Source organism: Neisseria sp. P0016.S008, assembly GCF_051957775.1.
In the GTDB taxonomy this organism is placed as follows: Bacteria; Pseudomonadota; Gammaproteobacteria; order Burkholderiales; family Neisseriaceae; genus Neisseria; species Neisseria flavescens_B.
Genome location: NZ_JBQCWB010000001.1, coordinates 429,747 through 451,190, shown reverse-complemented (window position 1 = coordinate 451,190; position 21,444 = coordinate 429,747). Strand labels below are relative to the sequence as shown.

The window sequence follows — 21,444 nt, the reverse complement described above, 5'->3', positions numbered from 1 at the left end:
TTTATTTAAGTGTGAAATATAAAAGGTCGTCTGAAAACTGATTTGGTTTTCAGACGACCTTCTTTATATATGCCATCTCTTTAAAATTGTTTGGAAATATCAATAAACAAGCGATGCTGGTTTTGACGGTAATAAAAATGATTGCTGTGGACATGTGTCCAACCCCAGTTCAGGCGCGGAGTAAAGCCTTTCCAGGACAACTTTTTATGACCTGCTGACAAATGGACGTAGGTTTCACGATCATTCCGTTTGATATTGAAAATATCTTCTGCCTGATAGCGGCGGTACTGTACAGTAGTATTGAGTGAAGTAACAAGCTTGCCTGACTTGCCCCATGCTTTTGTCCAGCCTGCACGCAGATTTTCATATTTATAGGCATCAGAACGGTCATGCGCACTGTTGTATCCTTTTCCTGCGCCAAATACGAAATATTCACCACTCTTACGATAATAGAGGGCTGATATAGAGGCAATATGGTTTGCGCCGTTTAAGAATTTTCTTTCTTTATGTTTACGGTAGCCGGACTGCCATGCGCCAAATACTTGCCATTTGGGCGATAACACACGTGAATAGCGCAAAATACCGCCTGATGTATTGGAGTAGGGCTCTGTACCATACCAGCGCTTTTCATAAAATGGCGATAAGGAGATTTCCTGAGTATGATTACGCCAGTCGGCACCGGTTTCAGCACGTACCGTTAAATCATCATAATCATGCGCATCCCAATAGAACTTGCCACCGGCAGACAGGTTTTTTTTCCAGACCCAATGCCCATTGAGCGGAGTATTTTTTTGTGCAGAAACATCGTAGGCAATACCGTTTGCTGTACGAGGCGCTTCAAACTCAAAACCTCCGTACACACGTTCGCGCGGCGTTCGGGCAATATTATTATCTCGAACGTAGGAAATATTACCGTCAAAATTCCAAGATTTATCTTTTTTTAAAAATTTATCAAATTCATTCAAATATTGCAGTGTTGGTTCAGGTAGGTCGGGAGTTTTGCGGACTTCTTGTAACTCTTTTGCTGCGTCACGCATTTTTCCGTCTTGTGAAAGGGTTAATGCCAATTGTAGGCGTACAGGAGAGTAGTCAGGATGATTGGCAAGGATATTCCGAAAATCCTGTTCTGCTACTTTGTACTTTCCATCTGCACGGGAAAGAATTGCATCTGCATAGGAAGCCATTGTTTCGTCGTGTCCGGTCATGCGACGGTAGAGTGGCAATAGGAAACGGATGTTGTCAATATTTTGGTGTGCAAGGGCAGTATCCATTGCATCGGTTAAGATTTCAGGTTGTTGGAGCAATTCTTCTGATGACATAGAAAACTGTTGTTGCTCAACCTGATTGTCTTCTTTCAGAGTTTGTTTTTCAGCCTGGCGGATTTGATTATGGTTTAGGTCGGGCTGAATTTCATCGTGTGGTGTTGGTGCAGCTGAGGCATAGTGTACCGCAGCGTATAAGATTAAAGCCAAAGTTGGATAGCGCATATTTTTTTATTTCGTTTCGGGACGTTTGAACATGGTAAAAATTCTTTCAGACGGCCTCTTGGTAAAACAAACCGCCCGGCGATGCCGGACGGTTGAAAACGGCAGATTATTGTTTTTTCGCGCCGAAAGAGCCTTGGTAAACACTATTCTCATGCTCAGCACTAAAGACACCACCTAGTTCTGCAGCTTTAGGGCCAAAGAAATTACCCTTCATACGGATACCGTCTTGCTCGCCGCTGAAGGATGAGCCGGAAATTTTACCGGAAACAGGAATGCCATATGGATGATCAATTATGCCTGAGATGGTTTTACGACCGAAATCAACATCAAATTTAGATGCGCCTGTTGTATAAGCTGCACCTTGAAGCAGAATGGCATCACCGACATAAGATGCTTTGCCAGAAGTTGGCATAGCATCTGCACCACTAGTTGGCGTAATATTACCAATAGCAAAAGAATCATGATGAAGTGTTGGTTGATAAGTAGGGCTAATAATGCCGACAGTTTGTGCACCGAATTGAACATGGCTGTATTTACGTCCGCTCAAGACAGTTTGACGGGTAGACATTTTGTCTTCGGTAGGAGCAGTTTCTCTATAGAAGAGAAATGCTGCATTGGCTTTGGATAAATCAATTTTACGACCGTCAATGGTAACACTAGCATTCATCTTGCCTTGAGGAGTAACGTATTTTGCAGTGTTATAGGATGCATTTGTTGAAGTCATTGCATTACCGCCAACAGCTGCGCTAGGTGTTGGTTGAGATGGAGTAGTCGGTTTAGCCGGAGTCACAGGATTAGCTGGTTTAGTCGGAGTTGTAGGAGTAGTCGGTTTAGCCGGAGTCACAGGAGTAGTTGGTTTAGCCGGAGTTTCAGGAGTAGTCGGTTTAGCCGGAGTTTCAGGAGTAGTCGGTTTAGCCGGAGTTTCAGGAGTAGTTGGTTGAGCTGGAGTCGTAGGAGTAGTCGGCTTAGTTGGAGTAATTGGATTAGTTGGGTTGATATCTGGACCGCTCTCACCATTGCTACTACATGCAGTTACCGCAAACAAAGCGGCGCAAACCAAAGCTGTCGTTTTGATTTTTGTATTCATAAGTTTGAATCCTTAAATATTTGAATATCGGTTAAATTTGGTTAATGACTTTTACGGTCGAAAAGAATTCTACAACAAATACATATACAAACAAACAGATAAGATAGAAAGTGTAGGAGGAAACTGTTAGGAGAATAATGAAATTTAAATATTTCTTTTATGAAATCAAGATATTATGTATTTTGATATTTTTGAATATTTTTTTGATGTTGTAGGAAAGATACAATATATAAAACAAAGTGTTATTAAAATTAAGAGGAATTGAGTCAGGGTAATATGTATAGCCTTACGTAATAGAGTGTCAAATGCTTTTATTTAATAAACTGTTTAGAGTGTGCCCCAAGCTTGTTCATATTTTTTTAGATATGCGTTAAGTCTTTGGTAATACTACGTTAAATTTAACAAGGCTATGCTTTGTCAGATTCAAATATTTCCAATGTGTTGGGTATATTTGATTGCATCAATAAATCTATTTTATTGACGATATGGGGTATTTGAGTAGTTTGGATTTGTTTTATACATAGTGCTTATCTCTATCAGAATGGGTAGTGTTAGAGAAGCATGTTTTGAACATGGCAAATTGAAGTGTTTTTATTTTCAATGAAAAACTGCCTTCGTGCATTAAATATGCAGAAGACAGTTTTTTAAGTTGGCTTGCTATATTTGAATTTTTGATAAAAAGGCTTTGATATAAAAGGATTTTAATCTGATATAAATATTATTATTGTTTTGACGTATTATCTTTGGCGCGTTGAGACTGTCCCGAGCGTTGGTTGCTGCGGTTGACGGCATCGCGCCATGCTTTGCGTTCGGCTTCGATTTTGGCGGCTACTTCGTGAACCATGGTTTCTTGTTTTTTGACGGCCGGCTCTTTTGGTGTGTTGTCGGAAAAGTGGAGGCCGTACCACAAGGCGGCGAAAATGCTGCAGACGAAGATAACGGCAATCAGGCCGACGATGGCTTGTTTGCCGGCGAGGGGTTTTTCAGGGGGAGGGACGAGGACGTCAAAGCAGTCGGCGCAATCGAGGGCGAAGCAGACGTTTTCAGCTTCTTTGCGGCCGCGCCGGCCTTCTGTGATGTTGAAGGAGATGTATTGCCCTTCGGCCGGAAGGCGGGTAAGGGTGGTGAAGGCGGCAAGGGCAAGAAAGATTTCTTGGCCTGTGTCTTCTATGGTAGCGGCGCCGAAGCCGCGCTTGCTGTTCCAGCGAGTAATCGTTCCGTAATAGCGCATAATGTATGTGGGGATATTATTATAGGTAACAGTTTTTCCTTGGACTGATTTTAAATCAAAAAGTTTGGTTATTGTCTTAATTTTACACTAGATTTGTCTTGTTGGAAGAAGGCGGGCCGTCTGAAGGATTTCAGACGGCCTGCATGGTTTATGCCTATTTATTAAACACTTTTTGGAAGGTGTCGATCAGGTGTTGCGCTATGGCTCGGCTGCCGAATTGTTGCAGGCAATCTTGGCGCAAGCGGACGGGATCGTAGTGTGCATGGTTTTCGTAGAGGGTGAGCAATGCTTTGGTCAGTTCCGGTATGTTTTCGATTGGCACCAGCAGGCCGTTGTCGGAAGTGACGATGGATTCGGGGCCGCCGCAGCGTGTGGCGATAACGGGCAAACCTTGCGACAGTGCTTCGATATAGACGACGCCGAAGGTCTCGGTACGGCTGGCGAGGACGAAGGCGTTGCTGTGGCGCATGAGGTCTAGGGTTTGGTTGGTGGTCAATGCGCCGGTAAAGGTAACGGCGTGGTTGATGCCCAAGTTGCTTGCCAATTGTTTCAGACGGCCTTCTTCTACGCCGCCGCCGCCGATTTTGAGTTTGAGTTGCGGATAGGTTTTGAGTGCTTCGGCAAAAGCAGGCAGGAGCAGGTCGTGGCCTTTGAGGTGGCGCAGGTGGGAGACGCTGCAGAAGGTGAAGTCTTGATTGTTTTTTTCGGGGAACTCGAAATCCTGTTCAAAATTGCCGCCCAGCATATTGGGCAGGTATTGCCAGTCTGTACCGGCGTAGGTTTTTTCGAGAATGCGGCAGAAATCACGGCTGACGGCGAACCGTGCCGCGCTGTGGCGCACGGCTTCGTGCATGGACGGCCATTGGTTTTTGCGGACAAGGCCACGTGAAATGGCGCTGCTGTGTTCGGTAATGACGTAGGGAATGCCGTATTTTTTGAAGATGGCGCAGGCCAAAATGGCGGCATAGTTGACGCAATGGGCGTGAATTACGTCGGGTTTGCCGTTGTCGGCGATATAGGCTTCAAAAGCTTTCATGCCTGCATTGACCCAGCGGATGCGGTCGATATCGACAACCGGACAGCGCGGGAAGAAATACATGCTGTCGTAGGCGTAAGTGTTGAGTCCGCCTTGCTGATGGCGGCGCAGGCCGTAGAAGCGCGAGAAGATGGTCTTCGGCTGACTTCTCAAGTAGCGGAACATGGGCACGACCATGCCGATTTTCATGCCTTCGCGTTGCAGGGCTTGGGCTTGGAGGCGGAAAAAGATTCCATCCACGTCGGTTTCGGAAGAAGGATACCAAGAGGGGATAACGACAATATGCATGATGTGTTTTTTATGGAAGTAGATAACGGCGAGGCCGTCTGAAAAGAACAGATATCTTTCAGACGGCCTTTTGTATATTTAGTTCAATCAGTTGCCGGCAATCGTCATTTTGGAAACCAAGATGGAGCCGATTTGGTTGGACGAACGGCGTAATGCGTCGTCTGCCACGCCGATGATGTCGCGGTACATCTCCTGCAAGCGTCCGGCAATGGTGATTTCCTGAACCGGATAGGCAATGACGCCGTTTTCCACCCAAAAACCGGCCGCGCCGCGCGAGTAGTCGCCGGTAATGCCGTTGACGCCTTGTCCCATCAATTCGGTAACCAGCAAACCTGTTCCCATTTCTTTCAACAGGTCGGCCTGCGTGGCGTGGGTGTGGTTCAGATACAGATTGTGCGCGCCGCCGGCATTGCCCGTTGTCTGCATGCCGAGTTTTTTCGCGCTATAACTGCTGAGGAAATAGCCCTCGACTATGCCGTCTTTCACCACAAAACGCGGCTGCGTGGCCACGCCCTCGGCATCGAAATAAGTGCTGCGGAACGAGCGCAGGATATGCGGTTCTTCACGAAGGCTGAGAAACTCGGGAAGCACCTGTTTGCCGATGCTGTCAATCAGGAAGCTGCTTTGACGGTAGAGCGCGCCGCCGCTGAGTGCGCCGATAAGGTGGCCGATTAAGCCGACGGCGACGGTGGTGTCAAACAGTACGGGATAGTTGCCGGTCGGAACGCTGCGGCTGTTCAGACGGCGTAAAGTCCGTTCGGCTGCGATTTGGCCGATGAGTTCGGGCGCGTCCATGTCTTCGTGACGGCAGGAAGAATCGTACCAATAGTCACGCTGCATGCCATGCTCATCACTGGCGACCACGCTGCAAGAAATGCTGTGGTGCGTGCTTTGCTGGTGTGCGGCAAAGCCGTGGGTGTTGCCGTAGACGTATTGGTAATGGCCGGTATGAACCGATGCGCCTTCGGAATTTTCAATGCGTTTGTCCGTTGACAGAGCGGCCTGTTCGCATTGCTTGGCCAAATCAATGGCGGATTCGGTACTCAAATCCCATTCGTGGTAGCGGTCGAGGTCGCCGATATGGGTTGCCATAAAGGCAGCATCGGCAAGTCCGGCGCAATCGTCTTCGGCGGTATAGCGTGCAATATCAATGGCGGCTTTGACCGTATCTTGCAGAGCGCGTTCGGAGAAGTCGGCAGTGCTGGCTCGGCCTTTGCGTTGGCCGACATAGACCGTAATGTCTAAAGATTTATCTTGTTGGAACTCGATTTGTTCGATTTCGCCCAAGCGTACGCTGACGCTTTGACCGAGCGACTCGCTGAAATCGGCTTCGGCCGAGGTGGCGCCGGATTGTTTGGCCAAATCCAGCGTGTGTCCGCACAAGCGCAACAGCTCGTCCGGTGTGTGGTTAAACAGCATAAAAGGTTTCCTGACAGGGTTTGGCGGCATTTTAACCGTTTCAGACGGCCTCTGCAAAAATCGCACGGAAAGGCCGTCTGAAAACTGATAAAATAGGCAGATTCAGAAAATCAGGGAAACACAATGTTTGAACAAGAAGACGAATGGGTCAGCAAAACCCAAATGAAAAAGCAGATGAACGATTTGCAGGCTTTGGGTATGGAATTGACCAAGCTCTCCAGCGATACGCTGAAAAAAATCGGCTTGGACGAAGAGCTGTTCGAGGCCATCGCCACCTATAAAAAAATCACGTCCAACAGCGCGCTCAAACGCCAAGCCCAATTTATCGGCCGCCTGATGCGCGATACCGACCCTGCGCCCATTGAAGCCTTCTTGGCCAAACTGCGTGGCGACAATACGGCGCACAATGCCTTTTTGCAACGTGTCGAGCAGGCGCGTACCCGACTGTTGGCAGACGATGGCGCGATTACCCAATTTATGGCTGATTTTCCGCAAGCCGATGCCGGCAAATTGCGCACCTTGATCCGCAACACCAAAAAAGAGCAGGAACAAAACAAACCGCCGAAAAACTTCCGCGCTCTGTTCCAAGAAATTAAAGCAGTGATGGAGGCCGGTCAATCCGACGTTTCAGAAGAAGGGCAGGATTGGGAAGAATAAACTCTAAGGCCGTCTGAAAACGGATTGCAGGTTTCAGACGGCCTGTATCGTAATACTGAAGGAGGATGACCATGAAATTTCGCCACTCTGCAACCGTCTTGCTGGTTGGTGTATTGACCCTCAATGGATGTACTGCCTTTCTTTGGGGAGAGAACAACCCGTTCCATAAAACCACAACCGAAAAAACCGTTGCCAAAGACAATATTCAAGCATTTGGCGTGGTTGCCAAAGACAATACGCAACTGGAAACAGGCAGCTTGGTTATGATGGGCAAAAAATATTGGTTTGTCGTTAATCCTAAAGATTCGGCCAAATTGAAGGCAGTCTTGGATGTTAAATTGGACAAACAGTTTCAAATGGTTCAGCAAAACCCAAGATATGTGTATGAGGCTTTGCCGGTCGAATTGAAATCCCCTGAAGCGCAAACTTTCCGCTCGAATTTCTGCCTGCGTTACGATACTCAAAAAGCTGCCGAGATTGCCAAGTTAAAACAGTTGGCGTTCAAACCGGTCGAACTCGATGACAAAACTGTCTACACACGGTGTATTTCTACCGAAGGTCATTATTATGCAACACCGAAAAATGTTGCCAAAGATCGCCGTTTTGATACTGCCGTCCCGGTCAGAATTTATTATACGGAAACCAAAAAAAGCACCGACGTTCAGAAGTTGACGGAGAATATCCTGCAAACGCCATTCACATTGGCTTTGGATGCAGTCGGCGCAGTGATAGCAATCCCCTATGTCGTAGTCAGTGAAATTATCGATGCTTCACGCAAATAATATCCCAGGCCGTCTGAAAACGGATTGCAGGTTTCAGACGGCCTCCTCCTTAAAATAAACGCTTCAAAAATATTAATTTTCTCTCTATTTAAACCCACACACCATGTCCGTCAAAATCCAAACACGTTCCATTAATCTGACTGTTTTTAACGACTTGCTTACTGCCGGTACCGATCCTTTGATTGCGCGGCTGTGTGCTGCGCGTGATGTGCAAAGTCCGGCCGAGTTGGACGACAAGCTTGCTGCGCTTTTGCCGTATCAAACGCTGACAAACTGCGAAGCCGCCGCCGGCCGTCTGGCGGATGCGATTGAGCGTCAGGAAAAAATCTTGATTGTCGCCGACTACGATGCCGACGGTGCGACAGCGTGTGCCGTCGGTATGAGCGGTTTGGCGGCTATGGGGGCGAAAGTGGATTTTCTTGTGCCCAACCGCTTTGAACACGGCTACGGCTTAACGCCCGAGCTGGCTGAAATCGCGGCAGAGCAAGGTGTGGATTTGTTGGTAACGGTGGATAACGGTATCGCCAGTATTGCAGGCGTGGCGCGTGCGCAGGAGTTGGGTTTGGATGTGATTGTGACCGACCACCATCTGCCTGCCGAGACCGTGCCCGACTGCATCATCGTCAATCCGAACCAAAAAGGCTGCGGTTTCCAAAGCAAAAGCTTGGCGGGCGTGGGCGTGATTTTTTATGTATTGATGGCTTTGCGCGCCGAACTGCGCCGCCGCAATTATTTTTCAGACGACCTAAAAGAGCCGAATCTGGGCGACCTTTTGGATTTGGTCGCACTCGGTACCGTCGCCGACGTCGTTACTCTAGACCACAATAACCGTATCCTCGTGTCTCAAGGTTTGAAACGGATGCGTTTGGGCAAAATGCGCCCCGGTATCCGTGCCTTGTTTGAAGTAGCGCGACGGGATTGGCGCAAGGCTCAGCCTTTTGATATGGGCTTTGCGTTGGGACCGCGCATCAATGCGGCCGGACGGCTGGACGATATGTCGGTCGGCATTGCCTGTCTGTTGGCGCAAGATGATGCCGAAGCGCAGGAACTGGCGGCTCAGTTAAACAACCTCAATATCGAACGCCGCGAAATCGAGCAGTCTATGCTGCAAGACGCGCTGAATGATTTTCCCAAAACCTTACCTTCAGGGCAGACGACTTTGGTGGCGTATCGCGACGACTTCCATCAAGGCGTGGTTGGCATCGTTGCCAGCCGCCTCAAAGACCGTTTTTATCGTCCGACCATCGTGTTTGCGCCTGCCGACAACGGCGAAGTGCGCGGTTCGGGACGTTCCATTCCCAATCTGCACCTGCGCGATGCTTTGGACTTGGTGTCCAAACGCCATCCCGATTTGATTTTGAAATTCGGCGGACACGCGATGGCGGCGGGTTTGAGCATACTTGAACACAATATTCCCGCGTTTCAGACGGCCTTTGAAGAAGCCGTGCGCGAGATGGTGTGCGAAGACGACTTGTCGCAAACCTATATCACCGACGGCAGCCTGCCTGCACGCGACATTACGCTGGAACAGGCGCAAAACCTTGCTAAACACGTTTGGGGACAGGGCTTCGCGCCGCCAAGTTTTACCGATGAATTTCACGTTGTCCGCCAGCAGCCTTTGGGCGCGGAGGGCAAACACAAAAAAGTCTGGCTGCAAAAAGACGGCTACGAATTTGAAGCCATGTTTTGGCGTTGCAGCGAAGACATTCCCGAATACATCCGCACGGTGTACCGCCCCGTTGCCAACGAATGGCGGAATAATCTTGAATTGCAGCTTTATATCGACTACTGGGAAGCCGCGTAAGCAAAGGCCGTCTGAAAAATGAAGAAACAAAAACCTTGGCTCGGCTTTTCATTGGCGCTGCTTGCCACCATGACTTGGGGCTCGCTGCCGGTCATCGCACAACAAGCCTTAAAAGCCGTCAATGCGCCCACGCTGGTGTGGATACGCTTTTTAGTGGCTTCGCTGGTGTTGTTTGTGTTGTTGGGGCTGACCGGCAAGCTGCCGAGGCCGTCTGAATTTTCCAAGCAAACCTTGTTTTTATTGGTGTTGGGCATTATCGGCATTTCCGCCAACTTCGTTCTCGTTGCCATGGGTTTGCACTATATTTCGCCGACAACCACGCAGGTGTTGTGGCAGCTCTCGCCCTTTACCATGATTTTGGTCGGCGTAGGCGTGTTTAAAGAAGCTTTTACGCACTGGCAAAAAATCGGCTTGATGCTTTTGCTGACGGGTTTGGCCATGTTTTTCAACGACAAATTCGGCGAACTTTTCAGCTTGGGCAGCTACGCGGTCGGCGTGATGATGGCGGCTTCGGGCAGCATGATTTGGGTGTGCTACGGCGTGGCGCAAAAACTTTTGTCCAAACATTTCAATTCGCAACAAATCCTGCTCATGATTTATTTTTGCAGCAGCTTTGTTTTCCTGCCGTTTGCCGAACCGTCGCAAATCGCCCATATCGGCAATCCGTTTTTATGGGGCTGCTTTATCTATTGCTGTTTGAACACGCTGATCGGCTACGGTTCATTCGGCGAAGCGCTCAACCATTGGGACGCTTCAAAAGTCAGTATCGTAACCACGCTGATTCCTGTGTTCACCATGATATTTTCTACCATCGGTCATCATCTCGCCCCCGATTATTTTGCCGCTTCGGATATGAATATCGTCAGCTATGTGGGTGCCATGGTGGTTGTGGCCGGGGCATTGCTGGCGGTGGCCGGAGAGAAAGTAATGGGGCTTTTTTTGAGAAAGATATAAAGCATTTATTGCAAAACAGAATAAAGCAAGGCCGTCTGAAACAGGTTTCAGACGGCCTCATGTGGAACGGTCAGCCGAAAGACCGCCCGCCAAATTCCCTTTCTGCAGGATTCTGCTGCACAGAAATTTCCCTCGCTGCCGTTTGTTGCCGTTCCTGTTCCATTCTTTCCTGCACTTTGGCATTGAAAGCATCAACAACTTCGCGGTTCTCTGCCAAAACCTGTTTGGCGAAAGAGCCGTCCTTATCGTTGAGCAAGCCTTGAACTAAGGCATGGAATTTATCTGCTTGGGATAACGTTTTTTCACGGGTCGGAGCGGTAACGTCCTCGATGTGTTTGTCTCTGCGACGGGCATCGGCGGGATGTTTGACGCCGTAAGCCGTATTCATACGGAAGTTTTTTAAATCTTCTATATCCAGTTTGCCTTCGACTTTGACCTGTCGTCCTCCCGGCAGCCTTACTCCGTTATCTTCTTTACTCTGGCTGAGGAACTCCTCCAAAGCTCTGTTTACTTTTCCTCCATATTGGTTGCCTATATCGGCAATAAAGACTTGTGCCTGCATATTGGATTGCAGGAATTTTTTATTGTCAGGATTTGTAATTTTAGAGATAACGTTATTTACCTTCTTAACTTTGTCATCAAGTGCTTTATCATAATCCTTATTAATTAATGAGATACCGGTTTCGGAAGCCAAAGCCTGATTCAATTTCGGTTTCAAATTTTGATACACCTGTTTGTCTTCGGCAGACATTTTATTGAATGGCTTGTATAGATGGATTTGCATCTGCTTTATTTCATTATCGGAAATAAAACGGTTGCCTTTTGAGTCTGCTGCCTCTCGCGCAATCCGTTCCAATAATTGCTGTCCTTTGTCATTGCCGCCTATGTCGTATTGGATGGGGCCGAAGCTCGGACCGCTGGCAGCCTTCTCCGCATTCGATATTTTGTACGCGCCGCGCCCGCCCGACAATTCGTTTACCATCATGGCTTGATGGATATAGTATTTCAAACCGTCTTCCGGTTTCAGATGGTCTCCGCCTGTAAAACGACTCATATCAGCCTCCTATAAAAATTAAAAACGTTCCAATGCTTTCAAATGAAGTTTCGTCTGTTCAATGGCGCAAAGAGAATAAATCCTGTCCGCAGGTGTTTTCAAATCGGTCGTTACCGTCGGGTCGTCGCAAAGTTCTTCTTTGTAAGCCTCCCATTTCGAGCGGACGCTTGCAAAATACTGTTTGGACAATCCGTGCAATTTTCGGTCTTTGGCTACTGCACGTCGAAATAATTCTTCATACTTCTTCTTCAGCTTGTCCTCGAATTCCCCTAAAGTAATACTCAAGCAATCATCACTCATCAGATTGACAGGCTCTGGACAAATAGCCCTGTTCTGTTGCTTTGCATCTTTTTCGTTAGTTTTTTCAGACGGCCCCGCCGCACCGACACAGGCGGCGGATGTCATTATTGCCAGCAACGGCAGAATGTAACGGATTTTGTGTTTCGACATATCAGTCTCCTATAAAAATTAAAAACGTTCCAATGCTTTCAAGTGATATTGTGTTTGTTGAACGTCACACAGATAGAGGATTTTGTCTGAATGAGTTTTCAAATCGGTTGTAATTGTCGGGTCGGAACAAAGTTCCTCCTTATAAGCCTTCCATTTTGAACGGACATTTATAAAATATTGTTTGGACAGCCCATGTAGCTTTGAATCTTTGGAAGCGGCACGTCGAAATAAATCTTTGTACTTCATATCCAGTTTGTTTTCAAGTTTCAGCAGAGTAATTTCTAAACAATCTTCATCCATTTGGTCAACAGGTTCGGGACAAAGATTCTTTTCCTGTTTCGGTTTAACGGCATCTGCAGCTTTTTCAGACGACCCCGCCGCACCAATACAGGCGGCGGATGCCATCACGGCCAGCAGAGGCAGAATGTAACGTGTTTTGTGTTTCGACATAATTTATCTCCTAAAAAAGGTATTGTGTAATTAATAGGGCAGTTTGAAAAGTTTTCAAACTGCCCTATCATGTTCAAACCGCTATTATGCGAACATTCAATCAATAGAAGCCTTCGCGTTCTTCACGGGTGCTGATATAGATGTTTTTCACTTGGGTGTAGGCGGCGAGCATCATTTTGTGGGTTTCGCGGCCGATACCTGAAGTTTTGTAGCCGCCAAACGGCGCACCGGCAGGCAGGCGGTTGTAGCAGTTTACCCAAACGCGGCCGGTTTCCAATGCGTTGGAAACGCGCAGGCAGCGGTTGATGTCGGTACTCCACACTGCGCCGCCCAAGCCGTATTCGCTGTCATTGGCCATTTTGATGACTTCTTCTTCGGTTTTGAATTTAATCACGGTGGCAACCGGGCCGAAGATTTCTTCTTGGGCAACACGGGCTTCGTTGCTGCTGGCTTCAATCAAAGTAGGCTCGACAAATTCGCCTTTGCCCAATGCGCCTTCGATTTTTTTACCGCCGGTAATGATGCGGCAGCCTTCTTGTTCGCCGATTTTGACGTATTTCAAAATAGTCTCGAGTTGACCGGCGTTGACTTGCGAACCCATTTGGGTATCGTCTTCCCAAGGCAGGCCGACTTTGATTTTTTTGAATTCTTCAGCCAAAGCATTGACGAATTTGTCGTAAATGCCTTCTTGTACAAAAATGCGCGAACCGGCGCAGCACACTTGGCCTTGGTTGAACAAAATACCTTTTTGCGCGCCTTCGAGGGCTTTGTCGAAAGGCATATCGTCGAAGAAGATGTTGGCAGATTTGCCGCCCAATTCCAAAGTGGACGGAATCAGCAATTCGGCGGCGGCGATACCGACGCGGCGGCCGACTTCGGTTGAGCCGGTAAAGGCCAGTTTGTTGAAGCCTTTGTGGTGCAGCATATATTCGCCGGATTTGGAACCGCGGCCGGTAATCACGTTCAGCACGCCTTTAGGCAGCAAGTGGTTGATTTTTTGAGCAAGGGACAACAGGCTCAATGAAGTGCTGGAAGAAGGGTGGATGACGATGGTACAACCTGCGGCCAATGCCGGAGCGATTTTCCATGCGGCCATCAAGAATGGGAAGTTCCAAGGAATGATTTGGCCGACAACGCCGATCGGTTCGCGCAGAACAATGGATAAGTCTTCGGCGTCAAGCTGGGTCGCAGTGCCTTCTTCGCCGCGGATCACGCTGGCGAAATAGCGGAAATGGTCGGAAGCCAGCGGTATGTCGGCAGCTCGAGTTTCGCGGATGGGTTTGCCGTTGTCCAAGGTTTCTTGCAGGGCGAACAATTCGGCGTTTTCATCAATCACGTCGGCGATTTTGTTCAAAATGGCCGCGCGTTCGGCAGTCGTGGTTTTACGCCATGTTTTGAACGCTTCTTGCGCAGCGACTACAGCAGCATCGACATCGGCATCGGTTGCGTCTGTGAACTTGGCCAACTCATCGCCATTGGCAGGGTTATAAGAGGATAAAAGTTTGCCTTCGCTACCTTTTGTCCATTCGCCGTTGATCAAAAGGCCGTATTCTTTATCAAACACATTTAAATCTTTTGCCATAATGCTGTCTCCTTAATGAATGGGAATAGGTGTTTCCACACCATGAAAACAGCTTATGCTTTTTTCTTTTTAAGTTCAAGTATTAAAAATGAGAATGTTCTCAAAATTTACATTTGCAATGTTGTTTCATGTAGCAGGCCGTCTGAAAAATAAAGGATTTAATTGAAATAAAAGTGCATTTGTTAATATATTTAAAGATTTATAGGGCTTAAATAGATTTTGTTATGATATAACATTATAACCCATTGTTTTAAAAAAGATTATGGGTTGACGATTTAGGATATGGGGAGTATTCTCATTCACAGCTAAACAGTTTTTCAACACCCTAGGAGACTCTCTCATGAAAATGCATGCTGTGGTAGTAAATAAAGATGTAGCAGGTGATGTAGAAGTTGTTGAACGCGAACTGCGTCCGCTGGAATACGGCGAGGCGTTGGTGGAAGTCGAGTATTGCGGCGTGTGCCACACCGACTTGCACGTTGCGGCAGGCGATTACGGCGACAAACCGGGTCGCGTGTTGGGACACGAAGGCATCGGTTTGGTTAAAGAAGTTGCCGACGGTGTGAAAAATCTGAAAGTTGGCGACCGTGTCAGCATCGCATGGCTGTTCCAAAGCTGCGGTTCTTGCGAATACTGCAATACCGGCCGCGAAACCTTGTGCCGCTCTGTATTGAACGCAGGCTATACTGCCGACGGCGGCATGGCGACCCACTGTATCGTCGATGCGGACTACGCCGTTAAAGTACCCGACGGTCTTGACCCTGCGCAAGCTTCGAGCATTACTTGTGCCGGTGTGACCACTTATAAAGCGATTAAAGTTTCCGGCGTTCGTCCGGGTCAATGGATTGCGATTTACGGTGCAGGCGGTTTGGGCAACTTGGCGGTTCAATACGCGAAAAAAGTGTTTGGCGCGCACGTTGTCGCCATCGACATCAACGATGAAAAACTGGCATTCGCTAAAGAAAGCGGCGCTGATTTAGTCATCAATGCCGCCAAAGAAGACGCTGCCAAAGTGATCCAAGAAAAAACCGGCGGCGCACACGCAGCCGTTGTTACCGCCGTATCCGCCGCCGCGTTCAATTCTGCCGTGGACTGCGTCCGTGCAGGCGGCCGCGTCGTTGCCATTGGTCTGCCGCCCGAATCTATGGACCTGTCCATCCCGCGTCTGGTCTTGGACGGCATCGAAGTGGTCGGCTCTCTGGTCGGTACCCGTAAAGATTTGGAAGAAGCATTCCAATTTGGCGCAGAAGGCTTGGTTGTGCCTAAAGTCCAGTTGCGTGCTTTGGATGAAGCGCCTGCCATCTTCCAAGAAATGCGCGAAGGTAAAATTACCGGCCGTATGGTGATTGATATGAACAAAGAGTGCAGCTGCATTCATCACTAATCAAATGATTCCGTGACAAAAGGCCGTCTGAACAATTTCAGACGGCCTTTTTTATTGGATTGAATAACTTAAAGCATAAAGCTACTTTCAAATACGCAGATTTCTCCGCTGACAGGATCAGTAAACTCTATTCTTTTGGCCAAAAGTTTTAAAGGTCTATCGTAGTCTTCATCACCGGCCGCCAATGGGGTAGGGTAAAGCGCATCGTTCATTAGCGGCATATTCAAACTCATCATATGCACGCGGAGCTGGTGTTTCTTTCCGGTATGCGGTGTGAGGCGGTAGAGGCTGAATGCGCCGCGGTTTTCGATAAGCTCGATGGTTGTGTGGGCGTTGGGTTCGCCTTCCGTTTCCCGTGTGAGAAAGAATTTTTCGCCGCGTTCCATTCGTGACGAAATATTCAGCGGATAGTCCAAATCCATCCGAGTTGGTGCAACTGCCTCATAGGTTTTTCGGACGGTTTTTTCTTGGAACATGGTCTGATAATCACGACGCGTGGCAGGATTGAGCGAAAGCAGCATAACGCCTGCCGTATCTTTGTCCAAGCGATGAATCGGCGTAATGTCTTCAACATTCAAATGCTGCAATTCCGGCCGCAAACGCAGGCGCGTGAGCAAGGTTTCCCGCAAAAACCTGCCGCTGGGGATGACAGGCAGAAAATGCGGTTTGTCCACCACAATCAAATGCTCGTCAATATGCAAAATCTTTTCTTCAAACGGAATACGCGGCTCGCTCTCACAGCTGGTTTCACGGTAATAAAACATCGTCTTGCCGGGTTCGAACAAGGTATTCTCATCAAACGGTACGCCATCCGCGCCCACCACAAAACCGCTGTTCAGCCGCCGCCGCCAGTTTTCTTCGCCGACAAAGGGAAAATGAGCGCATAAAAAATGCAGTAGCGGCAAGCCGTAAAACTGCTTTTCATGCGGCAAAACCAAGTAGCTGGGTTTGACACCGTCTAAAAGGGGTAGGGGATTGGTACGTTTTTTCATGCGGCGGATTGTACTCGGTTTTTAGGATTTTTTCAGGGTGATATTTTGGTTTAAAAAATAGTAGCAGAGTAGGGGGATACCTGACGTTTATAACGTCTGTAATAGAGTAGGATATTGCCGTTTTTCTTTTAGTCAGTACACCTACACATTACTTTCGATATATTCCACAAAAGAGTTTTCCATACTGACATGGAATGGAAAAGAAATTTGGAGGCCGTTTCGGTTTACAGTAAGATACAAGAAAAACTGTTAAATAGAAGGGAAATTTGATGAAACCGATGACCGCATTAATGACCGCCGCCGTATTTTCAGTACTCAGCCTGAATGCCTGCGGCGGTTCGGAGAAAAGCATGAGTATTCAGGAACAAACCGAAGCAAGATTCCAGCTAAATCCCCATCCCAAACAGGCTTACCGTCTTAGAATCAAAATCAACGATGCGCCGGGGCCGTTAAAACTGATAGGTAAATTTGGGGTTGGCTATAAAGCCGAAAATTGTACGTACATCATCAATAAAATCGAAGGAGCCCCTGCAAAACCTGAAAAGAACTTACAGACCGATATCCGCCAGCTTGGGGAGTTTGAATATGAAACTGTGGTTTATGCTGACGCATTGTTGGATGAAGACTATTTCGGAGAAGGTGTCTGCCACTGGCAGCCTGAAGGCTTCGGTTTTTCGCTGAAGGCAACAGGAAGTCCTGAAGAAACAGAGTTTAATTTCAGCGATATAATGAAATATTTATTAGAAAAAAAGACGCTGACTAATTATTATTGGAAATGGTCATATCCTTATTCTAGAAAAGAAGATGGTACTCTTTACACCGATTCCGTTGATTTTGGAATTGAATCGCCCGAAATTTATAGTGCCGAAGAACATAAAGAAATGTTTACTATCACAGTAACCCTTGAGGAAATTTCATTATGAGCAAAATTACCCGACAACAACAGGCTGACCTTGCCGTAGATGCCTACAATACCCGTACAGTAACCAAAGGAAATAAAAAAATTACCATTGAAGGCAACGATTACAAAGTCTTGGCCGTCCGCAACAACCCTGTAACAGGTTATCAAGGCACGGTGTACCAAGATGTCCAAACCAATGAAATTGTCGTTGCCCACCGAGGAACGGCAAGCGTTACGGATGGTATCATCAACCTTGCGATGGTGATCAACAGTGTCAACTATCAGGCTGCTGAATCGAAAAAACAATGTCTATATTGTCAAGAACAGTTATGAAATATTTTAAAAATCTGTCAACTAAAAAGTTGTTATCTTTTTTCTCATTATTTGTGCTTTCCAGTTGCACCCCTTCTTCCGTAATCAGTGATGAGGATTGGAAAAAAGCTGAAAACACTCCCCTGCCGTTTTCTTATATTGCACCTAATGCACACTACATATGTATCCAAAGTTCATACCAACCTTATGAGGATTTTATTTCTTCAAACCATCAGCCACATATTCCCGAAAAAGAGTTTTCTATGCTGACACAGGACGGACAGGAAATTTGGTGGTTGTTTTCGACTGACGGAAAAGTACAGGAAAAACGGTTTAATGGAGGGAAATATCCTAAAATTTCTCAAAATCAAAGTTTTTGTGTCGATTTACAAAATGCTTGCCTGTTTGTTGACAAAAGGTCGTCTGAAAAGCGGTATGAAATTCGTTCGTGTATTAATTTGAAAAAGGAAAAAATTTGATGAGTGCTGAATATGCTTATGAAAAAAGCCATAGTCCTGTTAATGATTTTTTTACAGGGCATGTGGCAAGTGCTGCTATTAATGAAAGTGTAGGTTCTCATTTGCCTGGCCGCAGTGATGGACCTGCTGATGCGTATCGACATGTTTTGCTTTCTGCTGAGTTGACTCGTCGTTATGGAGAAAATTATGCACGGTTTATTTTATCTGCACATGAATTTACAGGAAATATGCAGGATCAGACTAAAGAAGCCAATGAGATGGATGTGCATAATAATGAACTAGGTATCAAAATTGGAAACAGATTACGCCAGCAAAGAGGAGGCAGTTCTTGGGAGGACGTGGTAATAGAAGCAAGAAAAACCATTGTTCCCAATGATCCAAATGGAAATAACGCTCGGTGGCTGCCACAAGACAAGTGGAAAGTAAATCCCAAATTGGATGGTAAAGAACTTCCAGTTGGGCATAAGGATGTTAATTGGCCTGTAAATTGGAAACCAGGGGCATATTCCAAATATCCCATTCCACATTTAGAAGATTATGATACTCATCATGATCAACATTCTTCACTATCGCCTTTAGAAATGGAAATTCTAGGAGAGTATTATCCTAACCTTGTTGCTTCGGGCGGTTATATAAAAAACACCTTTTATCAGTATGATAATGAGAATGAATGGGTCGATATTACTAAACCCTTAGCCAAAAACGTCTCTGCCGAAGAATTCCGCAAATACGGTTTTGCAGCCTTGCTATCGGATGACGATAACAAAAGGTATGCCGCTTTGGATAGTATGCTGGATTCTGATGTTGGGCGCGGTTTACGGCAAAACGTAGACAAGATTTATGTCACACAGGAACACGAGCAGGAAATGGCGCGCTTGGCGGAGGAACAGGCACGGCAGGTTGATATGTCTGTGATGCGGATGGGCCGCGGTTAGTAGGTTGGATAAATAAAAGCATTAATCGATCAAAGGCTGTCTGAAACTTTCAGACGGCCTTTTGATTTGTTCCCAAACTCACAAACCCTTAAAAATCAGCTATAATGCCCAACTATTTGATTTTCGCTTATCCCATATTGAAATGGCACAAAAAATTCAATCTGTAAAAGGTATGAACGACCTTTTACCTGTCGAACAAAAAGATTTCAAACTGACGGCTTCGTTTTGGCAGGCGTTTGAAGATACGGTCGGCCGTTGGACACGCGCTTACGGCTATCAGCAAATCCGTACGCCGATTGTCGAGCAAACCGGTTTGTTTGTCCGCTCTATCGGCGAGGAAACCGATGTGGTCGGCAAGGAAATGTATACCTTCTCCGATTCAAACGATTCTTTGAGTTTGAGCCTGCGTCCTGAAGGTACGGCTTCTTGTCTGCGTGCGGTGGTCGAACACAACCTTCTGTACAACAGCCCGCAAAAGCTGTGGTATATGGGGCCGATGTTCCGCCGCGAGCGTCCGCAAAAAGGCCGTTATCGTCAGTTCCATCAGGTCGGTATCGAGGCTTTGGGTTTTGAAGGGCCGGATATCGATGCGGAAATCATCGCGATGTCTGCCGACTTATGGGAAAAATTGGGTATTCGTGAATACCTGACTTTAGAAATCAACAGCTTGGGCAACCGTGAGGAACGCGCGGCACACCGTGCGGCATTGGTTGAATATCTGACCCGCTATGAGGCGCAATTGGATGAAGACAGCAAACGCCGTCTGAAAACCAATCCTTTGCGCGTTTTGGATACGAAAAACCCTGATTTGCAGGAAATCTGCAACGCGGCGCCGCGTCTGGTGGATTACTTGGGCGAGGCTTCGCAAAACCACTATGCACGCTTCAAGGCGATGTTGGACGGTTTGGGTATTCAATACATTGAAAATCCGCGCTTGGTCCGTGGTTTGGATTACTACAATCAGACGGTTTTTGAGTGGACGACCGACAAACTCGGCGCGCAGGCGACTGTGTGCGGTGGCGGCCGTTACGATGGTTTGATTGAAGAACTTGGCGGCAAACCTGCGCCGTCTATCGGCTTTGCGATGGGTATTGAGCGTCTGTTGCTTTTAGTAAGCGAATACGGCTCGCTGGAAGTGAACGCCGCGCCTGATGTCTATGCAATACACCAAGGCGAAGGTGCGGACTTGCAGGTGATGAAATACGCGCAAGCCTTGCGCGTCCAAGGTTTCAATGTGATGCAGCATTCCGGCTATCAGAGCCTGAAAGCGCAAATGAAAAAAGCAGACAACAGTGGCGCACGCTTTGCCCTGATTGTGGCTCAGGATGAGCTGGCAAACGGTACGGTTACCCTGAAAGATATGCAGGGCAAACACGAACAACAAACCGTTGCCGCCGCTGATTTGACAGACACTTTACAACAATGGAAGAACGCATAAATGGCAGCCCATTTGGAAGAACAACAAGAGTTAGACAACTTTAAATATTTTTGGAAAAGCATCGGCCGTTGGATTTTTGCCTTGCTGATCGTGGCGTCTTTGGGGTATTTGGGTTACACCATTTACCAAGGCCAAAAAGCTTCAAAAGATCAGGAAGCCGCTGCCGTATTGGCGCAAATGGTGGAAAAGGCGCAGCAAAAAACCGACCCCAAAGCCATCAACGCCGATTTGGCCGAATTGCAAAAAAACTATCCTGATTCTATTTCGACAGCCCAAGCCACTTTGATGGTGGCGGCAACTGAGTTTGATGCCGGCCGTTATGATGTGGCGGAAGGTCATTTGAATTGGGTGCTGAAAAACCAAAACGCACCGTTGGTTCAAGCTTTGGCGGCGCAGCGTTTGGGCGTTGTCCTGTTACAGCAGAAAAAATACGATGCCGCCATCAATGCCCTGAATACTCAGGTTGAGGCTGACTTCGAGCCTTTGATGTTGGAAACCAAAGGCGATGTTTACGTTGCCCAAAATAAAACCAAAGAAGCCGTACAAAGTTATGAAGCTGCTTTGAGCAAAATGCCACAAACCGCAGTAGGCCGCGAATTGCTGCAAATGAAAATCGACAGCTTGAAATAAGTTTGTTTGAAATCAAGGCCGTCTGAAGTTGCAATGACTTTTCAGACGGCCTACACTTATCCTTATCAACCGTGTTTTTAAAACACCTGCTT

General features: G+C 47.2%; 21 protein-coding genes. 11 read left to right on the top strand and 10 right to left on the bottom strand.

From position 1 onward, the window contains the following. Positions 1-80: 80 nt before the first annotated feature. From ACTHS8_RS02175 to pmbA, 5 genes are all read right to left on the bottom strand, one after another. Positions 81-1,487 (bottom strand): surface lipoprotein assembly modifier, encoded by a 1,407-nt coding sequence (locus ACTHS8_RS02175; protein WP_440372842.1) that lies wholly within the window; start codon positions 1,485-1,487, stop codon positions 81-83. A 106-nt stretch (positions 1,488-1,593) separates the two neighbouring features. Next, a complete protein-coding gene (locus ACTHS8_RS02170; RefSeq protein ID WP_440372841.1) occupies positions 1,594-2,574 on the bottom strand; it encodes a transferrin-binding protein-like solute binding protein in 981 nt (326 codons plus the stop codon). Positions 2,575-3,295: 721 nt separating this feature from the next. Then, entirely contained in the window at positions 3,296-3,805 is a 510-nt protein-coding gene (locus ACTHS8_RS02165; protein ID WP_440372840.1) for a cold-shock protein, read from the bottom strand. Positions 3,806-3,959: 154 nt separating this feature from the next. Further along, positions 3,960-5,129: a glycosyltransferase gene (locus ACTHS8_RS02160; protein WP_440372839.1), complete on the bottom strand. Its 1,170-nt coding sequence runs from the start codon at positions 5,127-5,129 to the stop codon at positions 3,960-3,962. 87 nt (positions 5,130-5,216) lie between these two features. Next, entirely contained in the window at positions 5,217-6,548 is a 1,332-nt protein-coding gene (pmbA, locus tag ACTHS8_RS02155; RefSeq protein WP_440372838.1) for a metalloprotease PmbA, read from the bottom strand. A 123-nt stretch (positions 6,549-6,671) separates the two neighbouring features. Between pmbA and yjgA the strand changes: the two genes are divergently transcribed. From yjgA to ACTHS8_RS02135, 4 genes are all read left to right on the top strand, one after another. Then, the gene (gene yjgA, locus ACTHS8_RS02150; RefSeq protein ID WP_311476449.1) at positions 6,672-7,205 is read left to right on the top strand and encodes a ribosome biogenesis factor YjgA; all 534 of its coding nucleotides are present in this window, start codon (positions 6,672-6,674) and stop codon (positions 7,203-7,205) included. A gap of 71 nt (positions 7,206-7,276) precedes the next feature. Further along, positions 7,277-7,987 (top strand): hypothetical protein, encoded by a 711-nt coding sequence (locus tag ACTHS8_RS02145; RefSeq protein WP_440372837.1) that lies wholly within the window; start codon positions 7,277-7,279, stop codon positions 7,985-7,987. A 103-nt stretch (positions 7,988-8,090) separates the two neighbouring features. Next, a complete protein-coding gene (gene recJ / locus ACTHS8_RS02140) occupies positions 8,091-9,791 on the top strand; it encodes a single-stranded-DNA-specific exonuclease RecJ (RefSeq protein ID WP_440372836.1) in 1,701 nt (566 codons plus the stop codon). Between the two features lie 18 nt (positions 9,792-9,809). Continuing rightward, positions 9,810-10,745: a DMT family transporter gene (locus ACTHS8_RS02135; protein ID WP_440372835.1), complete on the top strand. Its 936-nt coding sequence runs from the start codon at positions 9,810-9,812 to the stop codon at positions 10,743-10,745. 70 nt (positions 10,746-10,815) lie between these two features. On the opposite strand, the gene ACTHS8_RS02130 is transcribed toward ACTHS8_RS02135, so the two are convergent. The 4 genes from ACTHS8_RS02130 to ACTHS8_RS02115 form a co-directional block, all read right to left on the bottom strand. Then, positions 10,816-11,754: a hypothetical protein gene (locus ACTHS8_RS02130; RefSeq protein ID WP_440372834.1), complete on the bottom strand. Its 939-nt coding sequence runs from the start codon at positions 11,752-11,754 to the stop codon at positions 10,816-10,818. A gap of 63 nt (positions 11,755-11,817) precedes the next feature. Further along, the gene (locus ACTHS8_RS02125) at positions 11,818-12,249 is read right to left on the bottom strand and encodes a hypothetical protein (RefSeq protein WP_440372833.1); all 432 of its coding nucleotides are present in this window, start codon (positions 12,247-12,249) and stop codon (positions 11,818-11,820) included. A gap of 18 nt (positions 12,250-12,267) precedes the next feature. Continuing rightward, positions 12,268-12,654 (bottom strand): hypothetical protein, encoded by a 387-nt coding sequence (locus ACTHS8_RS02120; RefSeq protein ID WP_440372832.1) that lies wholly within the window; start codon positions 12,652-12,654, stop codon positions 12,268-12,270. 145 nt (positions 12,655-12,799) lie between these two features. Continuing rightward, the gene (locus ACTHS8_RS02115) at positions 12,800-14,281 is read right to left on the bottom strand and encodes an aldehyde dehydrogenase family protein (protein WP_440372831.1); all 1,482 of its coding nucleotides are present in this window, start codon (positions 14,279-14,281) and stop codon (positions 12,800-12,802) included. Between the two features lie 340 nt (positions 14,282-14,621). Here ACTHS8_RS02115 and adhP point away from each other — a divergent pair, with 340 nt between their 5' ends. Continuing rightward, positions 14,622-15,665, top strand: coding sequence for an alcohol dehydrogenase AdhP (adhP, locus tag ACTHS8_RS02110; protein WP_254321641.1), 1,044 nt, complete (start codon positions 14,622-14,624; stop codon positions 15,663-15,665). Positions 15,666-15,733: 68 nt separating this feature from the next. Here adhP and ACTHS8_RS02105 read toward each other — a convergent pair whose 3' ends face one another. Further along, positions 15,734-16,657 (bottom strand): RluA family pseudouridine synthase, encoded by a 924-nt coding sequence (locus tag ACTHS8_RS02105; RefSeq protein WP_440372830.1) that lies wholly within the window; start codon positions 16,655-16,657, stop codon positions 15,734-15,736. A gap of 269 nt (positions 16,658-16,926) precedes the next feature. Here ACTHS8_RS02105 and ACTHS8_RS02100 point away from each other — a divergent pair, with 269 nt between their 5' ends. The 6 genes from ACTHS8_RS02100 to ACTHS8_RS02075 all read left to right on the top strand — a co-directional run bounded on the left by ACTHS8_RS02100 (position 16,927) and on the right by ACTHS8_RS02075 (position 21,352). After that, positions 16,927-17,580 carry a hypothetical protein gene (locus ACTHS8_RS02100; RefSeq protein ID WP_231900171.1) on the top strand — a complete coding sequence of 218 codons (654 nt, stop codon included), beginning with the start codon at positions 16,927-16,929 and terminating at the stop codon, positions 17,578-17,580. Continuing rightward, a complete protein-coding gene (locus ACTHS8_RS02095; RefSeq protein ID WP_440372829.1) occupies positions 17,577-17,891 on the top strand; it encodes a hypothetical protein in 315 nt (104 codons plus the stop codon). The genes ACTHS8_RS02100 and ACTHS8_RS02095 overlap by 4 nt, the downstream gene beginning before the upstream one ends. Continuing rightward, the gene (locus ACTHS8_RS02090; protein ID WP_156474255.1) at positions 17,888-18,349 is read left to right on the top strand and encodes a hypothetical protein; all 462 of its coding nucleotides are present in this window, start codon (positions 17,888-17,890) and stop codon (positions 18,347-18,349) included. Before ACTHS8_RS02095 ends, ACTHS8_RS02090 begins: the two co-directional genes overlap by 4 nt. Next, entirely contained in the window at positions 18,349-19,284 is a 936-nt protein-coding gene (locus ACTHS8_RS02085; protein WP_063076035.1) for a DUF6973 domain-containing protein, read from the top strand. Before ACTHS8_RS02090 ends, ACTHS8_RS02085 begins: the two co-directional genes overlap by 1 nt. 142 nt (positions 19,285-19,426) lie before the next feature. Then, positions 19,427-20,722, top strand: coding sequence for a histidine--tRNA ligase (gene hisS / locus ACTHS8_RS02080; protein ID WP_440372828.1), 1,296 nt, complete (start codon positions 19,427-19,429; stop codon positions 20,720-20,722). Beyond that, positions 20,723-21,352 (top strand): YfgM family protein, encoded by a 630-nt coding sequence (locus ACTHS8_RS02075; RefSeq protein WP_440372827.1) that lies wholly within the window; start codon positions 20,723-20,725, stop codon positions 21,350-21,352. Positions 21,353-21,444: the final 92 nt, after the last annotated feature.